General features: G+C 24.7%; 13 protein-coding genes. 9 read left to right on the top strand and 4 right to left on the bottom strand.

Annotated features, from left to right (window positions below):
* Positions 1-57 precede the first annotated feature (57 nt).
* Genes K5563_RS01805 through K5563_RS01795 form a run of 3 tightly spaced genes read right to left on the bottom strand, consistent with a single transcriptional unit; the run spans position 58 to position 4211 of the window.
* Positions 58-2055: an EAL domain-containing protein gene (locus K5563_RS01805; RefSeq protein WP_221037305.1), complete on the bottom strand. Its 1998-nt coding sequence runs from the start codon at positions 2053-2055 to the stop codon at positions 58-60.
* Between the two features lie 26 nt (positions 2056-2081).
* A complete protein-coding gene (gene lgt, locus K5563_RS01800) occupies positions 2082-3068 on the bottom strand; it encodes a prolipoprotein diacylglyceryl transferase (RefSeq protein ID WP_221037304.1) in 987 nt (328 codons plus the stop codon).
* 9 nt (positions 3069-3077) lie between these two features.
* Positions 3078-4211, bottom strand: a complete 1134-nt coding sequence (locus K5563_RS01795; RefSeq protein ID WP_221037303.1) for a P-loop NTPase — start codon at positions 4209-4211, stop codon at positions 3078-3080.
* A gap of 245 nt (positions 4212-4456) precedes the next feature.
* On the opposite strand from K5563_RS01795, the gene K5563_RS01790 reads away from it, so the two are divergent.
* The 7 genes from K5563_RS01790 to K5563_RS01760 are packed head-to-tail and all read left to right on the top strand — an operon-like array spanning position 4457 to position 10773.
* Entirely contained in the window at positions 4457-4693 is a 237-nt protein-coding gene (locus tag K5563_RS01790; RefSeq protein ID WP_221037302.1) for a hypothetical protein, read from the top strand.
* Positions 4694-4709: 16 nt separating this feature from the next.
* On the top strand, positions 4710-6140 hold the full coding sequence (locus tag K5563_RS01785; protein ID WP_221037301.1) for a S41 family peptidase: 1431 nt from the start codon (positions 4710-4712) through the stop codon (positions 6138-6140).
* Between the two features lie 3 nt (positions 6141-6143).
* Positions 6144-6875, top strand: coding sequence for a 16S rRNA (uracil(1498)-N(3))-methyltransferase (locus tag K5563_RS01780; protein ID WP_221037300.1), 732 nt, complete (start codon positions 6144-6146; stop codon positions 6873-6875).
* Entirely contained in the window at positions 6868-7461 is a 594-nt protein-coding gene (locus tag K5563_RS01775; protein WP_221037299.1) for a hypothetical protein, read from the top strand. The genes K5563_RS01780 and K5563_RS01775 overlap by 8 nt, the downstream gene beginning before the upstream one ends.
* A gap of 47 nt (positions 7462-7508) precedes the next feature.
* On the top strand, positions 7509-7994 hold the full coding sequence (locus K5563_RS01770; protein ID WP_221037298.1) for a CarD family transcriptional regulator: 486 nt from the start codon (positions 7509-7511) through the stop codon (positions 7992-7994).
* A 25-nt stretch (positions 7995-8019) separates the two neighbouring features.
* A complete protein-coding gene (locus tag K5563_RS01765) occupies positions 8020-8964 on the top strand; it encodes a hypothetical protein (RefSeq protein WP_221037297.1) in 945 nt (314 codons plus the stop codon).
* Between the two features lie 15 nt (positions 8965-8979).
* Positions 8980-10773: a hypothetical protein gene (locus K5563_RS01760; RefSeq protein ID WP_221037296.1), complete on the top strand. Its 1794-nt coding sequence runs from the start codon at positions 8980-8982 to the stop codon at positions 10771-10773.
* A 4-nt stretch (positions 10774-10777) separates the two neighbouring features.
* Here K5563_RS01760 and K5563_RS01755 read toward each other — a convergent pair whose 3' ends face one another.
* Entirely contained in the window at positions 10778-11893 is a 1116-nt protein-coding gene (locus K5563_RS01755) for a hypothetical protein (protein WP_221037295.1), read from the bottom strand.
* A 125-nt stretch (positions 11894-12018) separates the two neighbouring features.
* On the opposite strand from K5563_RS01755, the gene K5563_RS01750 reads away from it, so the two are divergent.
* Positions 12019-13578, top strand: coding sequence for a hypothetical protein (locus K5563_RS01750; protein WP_221037294.1), 1560 nt, complete (start codon positions 12019-12021; stop codon positions 13576-13578).
* An 18-nt stretch (positions 13579-13596) separates the two neighbouring features.
* Positions 13597-13875 carry a 50S ribosomal protein L28 gene (gene rpmB, locus K5563_RS01745; protein ID WP_221037293.1) on the top strand — a complete coding sequence of 93 codons (279 nt, stop codon included), beginning with the start codon at positions 13597-13599 and terminating at the stop codon, positions 13873-13875.
* Position 13876: the final 1 nt, after the last annotated feature.

Raw genomic sequence — 13876 nt, 5'->3', positions numbered from 1 at the left:
TTTTCTTTTTTTTATAAAATTATTTGATGTATTTGTATTAGTATTTAAGTATTGTCTCTAAATTGGCTCTGGTTTGTGCCATAAAAATCCTTGACCATAATCTATTCCAATTTCATTTATTTTTTTAAGTATTTCTTCATCTGAGACAAATTCAGCTATAATTTTTATTTTCTTTGTATCAGCAATTTCTTTTATTGATTTTATGATTACAAGATCTATTTGGCTAGAATTTATTACCTGAATAAAGGATCCATCAATTTTAATTATATCTATTGGCAATATTTTAATGTATGAGAGTGAAGTATATCCGCTGCCAAAATCATCAAGTGCAAGTTTAATACCAAAAGTTTTAAGTTCTTTAAAATATTTATTCATCAGTTCAAAATTTTCTAAAATTCCAGTTTCTGTAATTTCTAAGCATATATTTTGAAGTGGAATATGACTTTTAAGAAGTGTTTCTCTTAAAAACATTCTAAAATTTTTGGATTTAAGTGAGTATGGTGAAATATTTATTGAAAAAATATGAATACCATTTTTTGATACAAAGTTTGTATACTCTCTTAAGGCTTTAGTAACTACTAATTTATCCACTTCAACGGTTAAGTTATACTTATCTATTAAACTAAAAACATTACCGTTTGGAATGGGAGTTCCTGTATAGTCAAAAAGTCTTGTTAGTATCTCAATTTTAGGTTTTAAGTGCTTTTTAAGAGGGGTAATTTTTTGGTAGTAAAGGCTAAAAAAGTCATTCTTTATTGCTTTTACTATGTATTCAAATATTTTATTTTGATTTTTAATAAGTACTATTTCTGGTAATTCATCTTTGTACAAAATAGGCATAGAATCTTTATATTCTTCAGATATTTTTGTTGCTATTTTTAATTTTGCAATTTTTGTCTCTATATCTTCTTTTAAGTTTACTTCTATTATTCCAATGTTAAATTTGAATATTATGCAACCTTCCTTTCTAAGTTCTGTAGAGATAGTATTTTTGATTTTTTCTGCAATTGATATTATTCTTTGTTCTCCTCCGCTTGTGGATATAATAACTATTAAATTATTATTATTTAATCTAAATATATATTCTAAATGGAATGACATTATTTTAGAGATCATTCCTTTAAGTATTTTTGTATTCAAGTTATCTTTATTATTTTTATATTCGCAATCTATATTTATGTGCAAGTCTAGATCAAGTAAATAGACCTTTTTATAAGAAGATTCAACTTGGTTGATTAATAGTTTTTCAAGTTCCTTAATATTATACAAATCTATTTGTTGATCGATAAGTCTGAGATCTTTGATTTTATTTTTAGATTTTGAATATGATATATCTTTTATTGTAATTAATTTATCAATGTTATTTTGAGCAATTGTACTAATAAATAAGTCTACGATTAATTTTTTGTTATTTTTAGTCTTCAAAATACAGTTAGTTATCAATATTTTTTTAAATTCAGGAATAACATTTGTGTTATAATTCAAATCTATTTTAATTTCTTTTTCTAAATCTATGATCTTGATATCACTTATTTTATTTGGTTTTCCTTTAATTTTTATTGGTAGTTCAAGTTCTCCGCTGCCTTTTTCGTTAATATAGATGATTTCATTGTTGGTATTTGTGATGATTACTATTTCTTGGATAAGTTCAGCTAGATTTAAAAAAAAATCAAGATTAGTATTGTTATTATCGTTATGAATTTTTTTCTGTTTTATTAGTTTATGTGTATCGTTTAATTCATTTATTGTCTTTAGTATATCTATATAGTTTGTTCTATAGATTGATTCGTCTATAGGCTTGTTATTGATGATAATAGAATGGATGTTATTGATATTTTTTAAATCATTTGCCAGACTAATTGAAAAATCTATTTGTCTTTTATAGTTGTAGATAATAGCAAACTTAATGTTATTTTGTTTTATAAATGCATTAGATACATTTTTTCTAGATTTTACTATGTGAACTATGTTAAAGAAAGATTTAAACCTTGTAATATCATCTTCACTAATGTCTTTTTCAGATATTACAATTGTGTTTAAATTTAAATTTTTCATTTTATTTAAATAAGTTTATATTAATTTTATTTTAAATCTATGTTTTGTGATTTATTTTTTTTTAGTTTATTTGAGTTTATTTTGGCTAGTACTAACCAAGTAATTCCTAATGATATTAAGATTAATGACAATATTTGTCCCATTGATATGTTTAGGAATGAAAAATCTAATATACTCTCAGGTGTTTTGTAGGTTATAACAAATCCTATTTCCTTATCTGGTTCCCTTAGATATTCAATAGAGAATCTAAATACTCCATAAAGAATGATGTATATTCCAGAAATGAACCCATCATATTTTTTAATTTTTCTAAAAACAAACCATAGTAGTAAAAATGATATAGTCCCTTCAAATAATCCTTCGATGATTTGAGATGGAATCCTTGGAAGATTAATAAATAAATCATGAGGCAGTATTTCTAGTCCAACTGATTTTGCAAATTCTTTTACTCCTTTATAAGTTACTTTAAAAGGTTCTGCGTTAGGAAATATGATCCCGCCTTTCATTGGTCTTCCGTAAAGTTCTCCGTTCGCAAAGTTAGCTAATCTTCCAAATATGTAACTTGAAGAGAAAGATATTGCTGCATAATCTGATATCTTTAGTGAGTATTTCTTTATGTTTGTATTTTTAAGTTTAGTATTTATAGTTGTAAATACTGCAATAATGATGCCAACAAAACCTCCATGTATTGCCATTCCTCTAAATCCTGTAAAGTTCCAATTTTGGTCAAATGGAAGAAAGATTAACCATGGGTGTGTATAGTAAATTCCACTTTTATCATAAATTAAGGTAGATGTTAATCTAGCACCAAGTATTGCCCCTATCACACTTGCAAAAAATAATGTTTCAAAGTCACTTTTTTCTATATCAAGCTTATTGGTTTGTATTTGATACCAAATGAATTTATAACATATCATTATTATTATGATATAAGATAGGCTGTACCATGTAATTGGTATTCCTTTAATTACTTCAGGATGTAACCAGCTAGGGTAATTTATGTAATTTGGCATTTTTTCTCCTTACTCTTCTTTTAGTTTTGCAAATAACTTTTTTTTAAACAACAAATTTTGTTTTCTTAGTTTTGCAATTTCGCTTTGTTGAGATTTTATTATATCAATAATGGCATTATTATCTATGGTTTTGTTTATTAATAATGATTCAAGATATGAACATCTCTCTAGATATTCATCTTGTGCTTCTTTAATTATAAAATGATAGCTTGCATTTAGATCATCTTCGCTTAACAAGTTTACGCTATCTATTACATCTTCAAGTTCAATTAATTTTTTTGCTATTTTTTGTATACTTTTAGAAGTCATGCTTGTTGGTTTATAAAGAGTTATTGGTATTTTATGATTTAGTGCATTATCAACAAGTTCATCTTTATAAATTGAACCTATACTTTGTAAATTGATGTTTAAATAGTCTTTTGCTGATTTGAGTATTTTTTCAGTTTTTTTAATATCATCGGGTGTATTTAACATATTAAATACTATGAAAGGACTAAACTGTGAGAATATTTGCATAAATTTTTCATAATTTTCAGGATCATAAACTTCTATTTTGAGTAATAAATTAGGTATATATATTTTTTGTAAATCACTAGAATCTTTTTTGATTTCAGATATTATTTGGTATGCTTTGGTTTCTTTTATAAATACTTTTGATATTATTCTAAATATTACGTTTTTTAAGAATAAATAGGCATTCATTGTTGCTGTTACTGTTGGGATTGTGACTATTACTCCACTATTTGACATTAGAAAAAAGTCTACTGTATTAAATGTTGTTCCAGCTCCAAGATCAATTATAAGATAATCATAGTTTAAGTTTTTTAAGTTATTGATTATTCTTTTTTTTTGAAATATGGTTATATTTGCAAGTTCAGGAATATCTGAATCTCCTGCTATAAAGCTTAAATTTTTTATATCAGATTCAATTATTATGCTATTAAAGGGAATTTTTGTCTTAAGAAAAGTGCCAATACTTTTTTTGGGTATGATGTTGAGCATAGAATGTAAATTTGAACCCCCAAGATCAAGGTCGACAAGTAATACTTTTTTCCCTTCATTTGCAAGACAAATTGCAATATTTGTTGAAAAAAGAGATTTTCCAACACCTCCCTTTCCGCTAGCTACAGGAATAATAATCAAATCTTTACTCCGTCATTTTATCCTTTTTTTTAATTAAAATTAAAATTATTGAGTTAAATATGGTGTAAGTTGTTACTATTTTGGCTAACATAACAAGAAACCATATTTGCTTTGTATGCAATAAATTAAAAACAGCTCCCAATACAATCAGTAAAGTACTCATGATTATTTGAAAAGTTTTTGTTATTGTAATTAAATTATGAAGGATTTTAAATTTTGCATACAGTATATAATTTATTGTTAATATGCATATGCATAATTCTGGTGAAAATATGATAAATGCTACCATGAATTTTACAGAAGAATTGCTTATAAACACTGTATTTTTAGTAAATCCATATAGTGCTGATAATATTAATAGACTTGAAATCCCTTGTAAAATAAGAATAAATACTGTGATTATTCTTTTCATTTTTGGGTTATTTGTCTTTAACATAATTTTAAAATATTATATTATGGAGATAAAATCAAGTTTTATTTGATGTAGGTGTTAAATAGATGAAAAAGAAATTTTTAGTAGTTTTATACTTTGTGTTAATTTTAGGTATAAGTTCTTCAGTTATTGTAGAATCTATATTCGCACAGTCAAATTCTTCTAATGTTAAGATGTCTGATGAAGGTTATTCTCAGTTGATGTTGGAAGCTTTTAAATTTATTAAGGGTGCTTATGTTGAACCTGTTGATGAAGAGGCTATTTTTGAAGGGGCATTAAAGGGAATGTTTAATGCATTAAATGATCCTTATTCTCAATATTTGACACGAAAAGATTTACTAGAGATTTCAAAGACTACACACGGAAATTATGTTGGGATTGGAATTTCTATTGTTAAGAAAAATGTTACTTTAAATTCCAGCAATTCTGTTGCTTCTTATGTCATGGTGATTAGTCCTTTTGAAGATGGACCTGCTTATAAGGCTGGAATTAAGGCTGGTGATTATATTACTGCTGTTGATGGTAAGAGTACTAATTCAATGACACTAGAAAAATTTACTGAACTCCTAGGTGGAGAAGCGGGTACTAAAGTTAAGATTTCTGTTTTAAGGGGTGAAGATTTAAATCTTGAATTTGAAATTTGTAGAGAAAAATTAGATATCAAGACTGTTAAACATGATGTTATTAATAAAGACGTTGGATATATTAGGATAATAAGTTTTAACCCAAATACTAACGTGGATTTTAGAAAAGCTTTTGAAAAGCTACAGAAACATAAAATAAAATCTTTGATTTTAGATCTAAGATGGAATGCTGGGGGTTATCTTCAAGATGCAATAAAGATAGCAGATGATATTTTAACTGAGGGTATTATTGTATCAACAAAGTCAAGAGATTCTAATGTTCCTATAGAATATAAGGCGACTTCTTCACATATCGTGCCTTTGAATATGAAAATTGTTACTTTGATTGATAAAAACTCAGCATCAGCATCAGAAGTTCTAGTGGGAGCCTTAAAGGATAATAATAGAGTTTATGTTATAGGGGAGAAATCTTATGGTAAAGGTGTAATTCAACGCATATTACCTTTTTACACTGGAGGATTTAAGATTACAAATTCAAAGTACTATACTCCTTCTGGTAACAGTATTCATAATGTTGGTATTAAACCTGATTTAGAGGTTGGAAGGTCAGATTATTCTGAGGATGAAATTTCAGCATATAAACAAATTTTTGATAAGAATTTTGTGGAGAACTTTTTAAAGGGTAAAAAAAATAAAAAATCAATTACTGAGGATGAAATAGATTCTTTTGTAGATAATGCTGTTAAAAAGTATTCAAGCCGTAGTTTAGAAATAGATAAAGATATGTTAGGTTATTATTTATTTTTTCAATTTTATCAACACACAGATAATAAAATACCAGTTTATAATTTGCGTTATGATAGAGCGCTAAAAACTGCTTATGAATATCTTTTAAAGGAAACTAAAAATTAATTTGTGAAGCAGATAGTCTTAGATGATAGTTGTTTGCTAGAAAATGATATCATCATTAATGATATTAAGATTTATCATTATCTTGTTGATGTAAGAAGAGTGAGGGTAGGTGATACGTTAAGTATTCTCTTTAGGGGGAAAGAAGTAAGATTTACTAAAATTTTAAGTATAGGCAGTAATTTTATTAAGCTTTCTACTCTTAAGGTGGAAAAACTTAAGAAGCGTGATTTCGAAATAAGCATGTTTATATCTACTCTTAAGGGTAAGAAGTTAGATTTAAGTTTAAGGCAGATTGTTGAAATTGGTGTAGCTCAGATAAATATTGTTAATGCTGAGCATTCTGTTGCTAAAATAGATATGGATAATTTAACCTTTAAAAATGAAAGATTTTTAAGATTGATTGATGAGGCTTTAAAACAGAGTGGTAATACTCAAGCTCCTAGCCTTAATTTTTATAGAGATTTTTTTTGTATCCCTTATTCTCCATCTGTAAATTATTATGTTGCTCATAATGATGGTCTTTTGCTAAGTTGTGGTGATGATATTAGTTTTTCTGGTAAAATTGGAATTTTAGTAGGTCCTGAGGGTTGTTTTTCAAGTTCAGAAATTGCTTTTTTTAAAAAGTTAGATTTTAAGTTTGTAAGATTTAATACTCCAATTTTAAGAGCTGAGACAGCTATTATTTATTCTCTTGTGCATTTTAAATTATTATTAGAGGCTAATAATAATGGCTAATTTAAAAGATATATATTCAAAACCAGATAGGATTTATCTTTTTGGAATGCCAATAGATGTATTTAAGAGTAGTAATAAATTAATTAGTCGATTTGAGTATCTTGTTTCTCATCCATACCATTCGATGGTTATTTTTGTTAATTGTAAATCTTTTCTAAAGTTTTTGTTCTTTAAAAAGTTTAGAAAGCGTGTTAAGAGTTCTTCGCTTGTTTTTTCAAATTCTAAATTGTTAAGAGCTTTTTTAAAATTTTTTAAGCGGATTGATATTGGTTGTTATGATGCAAATACAATTTTGCTTGTTTTAATGAGCGTGTTGGAAAATACATATAAAACGTGTTATATTATTGATCAAGATAAGATGATTTCTAAAAAAAATTTTCTAAGGTTAAAAGAATCACATAAAGAGATTAACTTTATTGGTTATTATGATTTAAAAGCTGTTAAAAGGAATAAAGAGATGTTTTTTGCAAATATTAATAAGCTAACTCCTAGCATGATAATAAGTTTTTGTAGTAATGATTATCTTGAAAATTTGTTTTATGTAAATAAATTTGGAATTAGAACTAATTTAAGTGTGTTTTTATGATTTTTTTAAGCTTAAATATTATTAAATTATTTTATATGAGGTAAATAATGGCATTTGTATTAGATCAAGCTGTAGTCTATCCAATGCAGGGGGTGGGAAAAATAAAAAATATTCAAAATAAGGAATTTAATGGTGAGTTTATTGATTATTATGAAATATATTTTCCATTCAATGAGATGACTTTTATGGTTCCAGTTTCTAGGGCAGATGATCTTGGAATTAGAGCTTTAGTTAGCAAGGAAAAGGTAGAGGAAGTTTTTGATGTAATTAAAGACTTTGAAGGTCAAATAGATCAAAAAAAGATAAAGGATGGTAGTCATGATTTCTATAAACAAAGTGATATATTAAGTACCGCTAAATTGTATAAATTTTTATATGCAAAATCTATGCAAAAAGAATTGCCTTTCTATGAAAAAAGAATTTTAAATGATTTTGAATTAATTTTACAGCATGAAATTAGTTTGGCCTTGCAAATTAGCTTTGAAGAAGCCAAGCAAAAAATTAAGGAAGTCTTATCGATGGAAAAGTCTTAAATTGTTTGACTTATAGGAAATTAGTATGTTGAGTGCTTTAAAGTTAGTTTTTTTGATATCATATAGATTTATTTTATTTTTTTTTACCTTTTCTATAATTTTTGTTTGTGCATCTTATTTAAAATATAATTTTTTGTATTCGAATTTGTCTATTGTTAACTTTAAACTTTATTATGATGCTTATTGTTATGTTTTGCCTTTTGCTCTTGTTTGTACCTTTATGAGAATTGCTTATCCTTTTAATCTAGAAAGTTTTAAGCTTTCTAAAACCCTATATATTGTAATTTTTATGTTTATATTGCTATTATCTTATTTTGGCTTTTTAGCATTATTTCATTTTAATTCTATCTTTTTGAATGTTTATAGTAGAGACAAAAGTATCATTAAAGATGGGGTAGTACATTTTTTCGATGATAAAATAATATTTTATAGTAATGATGTTAAATCATTTGGTTTTAAAGGTGTTTTGAAAGTCAAAGATAATGGGTTAGATGATGAAAATTTGAAAACATTGTCATATAATCCAGATTTTTTTAAATTTAATACCATTAATTTGAATAAAAGTTCATTTTTAACTCAAAAATTACATGATAGTAGTCTGATGAGTGCTATTTTTAATGATTTAGATACTTTAAATAATTTTTTTCTTTCTTTAGAAACTTATAGTTTAATATTTAATATATTTGGATTTTCTTTACTTTTATTTGCATTTTGTTATACTTTTAACTTTATATTTTCAAGTTGTTTTTCTTTTTTTCTTTATCCTATTTTTGTTATATTATTTTTTAAGGTTTACAATATATATGCAGTTGAGTTTCCAGAGAGTATTGATTTACTTATGGGGAAAAGTGCATTTTCTAATTATGTTCCTTTTGTGTTTTGTTTAATAACTTTTTTTTCTGCTTATTTAGTTGGTTTTGTTTCTGATTATATTAGAGTTGATGGTAAATTTGATAGTAGTTTGCATTGAGATAGTGTATTAAATATGAAAAAAGAATTATGTATATTTTTAATGAATTTTGTTACTTTTTTATTTTTCTTTATTGGCTTTACTTTTTGTTATACATATTTTTTTGGAGCAGATTATCTAGAAAAACATGTATTAATAGCCACATTTTTTGACGCTGTTTTAAATGTTTATTACTATTTTAATGGATTTTTCATTTTTTTTATTTTAATTTATTTTATTTTTTTAATTAGTAAAGATACAAAGCTTTATCTAATAGAATATAAAGGGTATTTATTTAAAAAGCTTTATCCATTCACATTTTTATTTTTTGTAATAGGTATTGTTTTTTTGCTTGTTTTTAATTCTATTATGTCTTATGTGCTTGAGCAAAAAAATGAGTATAGGTATAACTATGAAAGATATAATTTTCTTAAAAGTCAAGCAGATATAATAGTTAACGATGTTAAAAAGATAGATATAAATTTATCTTCAAGTAAAGCTTTAGGTGTAGAGGAGTCAATAGAAATTTTAAAACAGAAAAAAAAATACCTTGAAAAATTGATTGACATATATGAAAAGATGAAACTTATTAATTATGATGATAATGAAGTATCAATGAATTATTATTTAGTTAGATCTGAATATGATAGAATGCTGATTTATGACATTGATTTAGAAAAAGCCAAAAAAGCTATTAAAACGTATTTGATTAAAAGTCTAAACAAGAAAGATTTTCAAGATATTATTAATGGATTTCTTGATAAAGGTGATTATTCTACAGCTAATTATTTTGCTTACATGGGATTTGTTGCAACTAAAGATGATGATTTTTCTGCACTTTTAGACTTGACTTTCAAGGCCATTAATGAAAATAAAAATATCGAGTTTGAACAAAAACATTCAATTTTTGAAGAGAAGCAAAAAAATTTTTTATATCTTAATACAAGCAAATTTAAATCTGCCTATTATGGCTTTTTAAAACTTCATAAATTATTCCCAAATGACAATGAAATCTTAAGTTATAAGAATAAATCTTTGGAAAAGCTTAAAAATGAGTATTTCTTTTTTGATGAACTTGAAAAGTATTATGAGCATTATGGTATAAATGATGTGTTTTTATTTCAATCTGATTATATTAATAGGACATATGATTATATTTATATGCAAAAAGTAGTAAACACTAGGTCTAATATGAAGATGGTTAAAAATTTTGAACTTATTAAATTTGATAATTTAGGCAATGTTATGTTGCATATTAAAGTGCCATTTGCTACTATTAAGGGAAATAGAGTTTATCAAAATGTTTTAGATAAGAATAGTGAAAATAGTGATATTACTGCTACTAAAGTTATTGTTGCAAATGTAAATTTTAGTTTAAGTAACCCAGGTATAATTGATATTAATAAAGATATAAATAACTTAGGTTTGTTTGCAAATTCTGATGGAAATAGTATTTTTGTACCCATTCAAAATCTTATAAGTTCTTTTAATCAAGTTAAAGTATTAAATTTAAGACTGATTAATATTTTCTCTTCAAGTCTTTTTTTAATGATAAATCCTATTTTATTAGTTTTTTTGGGAGTTATATTTATTGTTATAGCTTCTAGTATCAATTTTGAATTTAATTTAAAATTTGTAATATCACTTGTATCCTTAATTATAGCTGTTTTTTCAATTATTATATCCTTTTTTGTAAATTATTTATTGTTAGTTTTAATATCACTTTTTACTCAAATATTTGCTAATATATATATATCTTTCATTTTGATTTTTTCTATTTTGTTTCTTGCTACATTTTATCTAATGCTAGTTAATTATAAAAGAGTATAACTTTTTATTGGGAATTAGTGTTATCTATTTTATATAAAAATATTTCATTAATCATTTGGTTTTCTTTGTCTATTTGTTTTTTGTTTAATATATATGAATTTTTGTTTATGTAATTTTCGTCTATGATAAATAAAGGTATTTCTTTAGATGTATGTTTTAATTTCAGATTTAACTCTTTATAAGGTGTAAATCCATTTATAAATCCAAAATGTTCATTAAATTTTGTTTTATATTTAAGATTAATAAGAGCTTCTTGTATCTCTTTATTTAGTATCCATTGAATAAACTTTTCTATAGGTTTTGAGATTGCTTTAACTCCCATGAAGTTCATATTGTATATTGATGTTTTTTTTTCTTTGTTTGTTAGATATGAAAAATTGAGATTGTCTTTTGTATCTTTGTTTAATTTATGATAATATGTTAAGTCAGTTATTCCTGCAATAAGAAGAGTCTCCTTTTGAAATAATATTTTCTCTAAATTTAAATATTGATATTTTTCGGCAAACCTTTTTTGTAATTCAAGTTCATTATCATTCATGAAAGATTTGATGTGATCTATCATATTAGACATTTTTTTTTCATCATACTCTGGTTTATTTTTTCTAAAGCTAAAGTTTAAGTCATTTATTTCAGATATTATGTAAAATAGATTTTCAGAGATATATGGAGAGACAAAAAATTTTTTCTGTTTTTGAAAGCTTTTATATATTTCTTTAATATTTTGTAAATCAATGTATTTTGGTATTTGATATTTATTTTTGTATATTAAGATAGGAATATCAAAGCTTATTGGAATAATTTTGTATGCAAATTTTGCAGATATGTTATTTAATACTAGATAATCTGGATAATAGTATTTTTGAATATTTTTAAAATTTTTAGCTATATTGATATTATCAATATTTTTTGAGACAATAATTTGAGCATTTTCTTCATTAATTGTTTGCATATTAATATGTTCTTTGTATTTAATGATAAAACTTTCTTTATTTTGGATATTAAATTGGTTTATATAAAATGGAATAATTTGATTATCGGTCAATATTGTAATAGTATCATGGCTTGAACAGCTGAAAATTAAAATAAAAATTATTCTTGAAATTAGCTTCTTTATTCTCATAAAATTGATTATTCTATTTCATTTTACAATAAATTATGTATAATTCTTATAGTTTATTTTATAATTTTAATATATTAAGAATCTTAAATATTTGTATTTTTTGTATAAAAGGAGGTTGGCTTAATTTGGGTTTATTTGATTTTTTATTTTCTATTTTTAGTAGACAGCTTACTCCTGAACAGTTAAAGCAGAGAAGACTTAGGGAAGTAAAAAATAATCTAAATAAAGTAAGCAATTTTTTTAGTGCTTCAAAAATTCAAGCTTTACCTCAGTTTGCTAAATTTATTTATAATCTTTATAAAGTGTTAATGCCTTTTAAATTTTTTGTACAAAGGTATAGAAATTCTAATAAAATAATTCACTTTGTTGTTGAGAAATATTTGAATGATAACCAAAAAAAAGCTTTAGAATATATTTATTCCTTCTCAGCTAATGATATAGTCAACTTCACATCTGATTTATCTAAGAATTTGAATAATAATTTGAATTATTTGTTAAAAAATATTACTCAAGAACAAGTTAGATTAATAGATGAGACTTATGGAGCTTTAGAAATATTTTTTGATTTAGTTTCATATAAGTATTATTCAATTATTAAAAAATTTGATTCTTTATTTCCAGAAAATGACTTTATATATAAGCCAAGATTTAATGCTATTAGTTGTGGTGTGATTCTTGATGATGTTAAAGAGTTGTTAGAATGTATATATTCTATTAGAGATATTTCTGTTTGGAGGAATCTTTACGATATTCTTGTAGAAGTACATGGAGATAAGGATAATTTTCCTATTAAACCGAATTTTTGGCTTAAGATGTTTACTTCTATAATTGATATAAATAAAAAGAAAGAAATTTTATATCTTGTAAGGTATGTTAGTGGTGAGCCTGATTATTTGCCTATGTCTAATATTAAGAAATCAAAAGCTAAGGCAAAAATCTTTTTTAATGATCTTACTAAACATGTTTCAAATGAAATAGCAAAAATTGAGATTTTAAGAAAAAACAATAAATCCAAAATTTTGGCTGAAAAGCTATTTTCTAACACTAATCTTTTGAGTTTAGATAACTATAATGAAAATATGAATGCCAAGATTACATCTAAAATCTTAAATACCACTGGATATATTTATTCTGAGCTTTTAGGTTATTTGAAAACCTATGCAGTTAGTTTTGTGAAAAAAGAGTTAAGTGATATTGTTAATGTTCTTATTATTAAGGGACAGTGGAAGGATATGGAAGTTTCTAGAGATATTTCTAATGATATTCATTCTTTATATGGCATTTATTCAAGTATAATTGAATTTGATGACAATCTTAGTGAACAAGGTGGTTATGGCTCTAGAATTAATGCTCTTTTGCATAGGGTATCAATTGGAGAGAAATCATCAGAGAAATTACTGTTAAATATAATATCAGATATTAATAAAAGGGCTTTAATTTTATTGAATGATTATTATTCAAAGATTGGTTCTTTGACAAGACACTTGAAAGATTGTTTATCAGATTATGTTAAACCTCCTTCGGAAAAGGAGCTTATTTATAATTGGAAAGAACTTGATATTGAGCTTGTCAAAAGCTATAGCAATAATGTAAACTTTGGTAGTATAGTGAAAAATATTGTTGATAGTTTAAATCTATTTTTAAAGTTAATTGATTTATATTTAGACAATAAAAATACTGTTTAGTAGTAGGAGTGTGTTTAAATGGGAAGAGCATGTGAAATAACAGGTAAAAAAACAATGTTTGGTCATAATGTTCCAAGAAAGGGTCTTGCTAGGAGAAAAGGTGGAGGAGGACAACATATTGGTGTAAAGACTAAGAGAACTTTCAAAGTAAATTTAATAAATAAAAAATTTTTTGTTCCAGAAATTGGAAGAAATGTTAATATTAAGGTTTCTGCAAATGCTTTAAGAAGTATCTCAAAGATGGGCCTTGATGTATTTTTGAAAAAAAATTCTAAAAAGATAGAAGATTTTATTTAAC

The organism is Borrelia sp. HM (assembly GCF_019669085.1).
Lineage (GTDB): Bacteria > Spirochaetota > Spirochaetia > Borreliales > Borreliaceae > Borrelia.
Note: the sequence above shows the minus strand (reverse complement) of the source record. Positions and strands in the feature narration are given on the sequence as shown.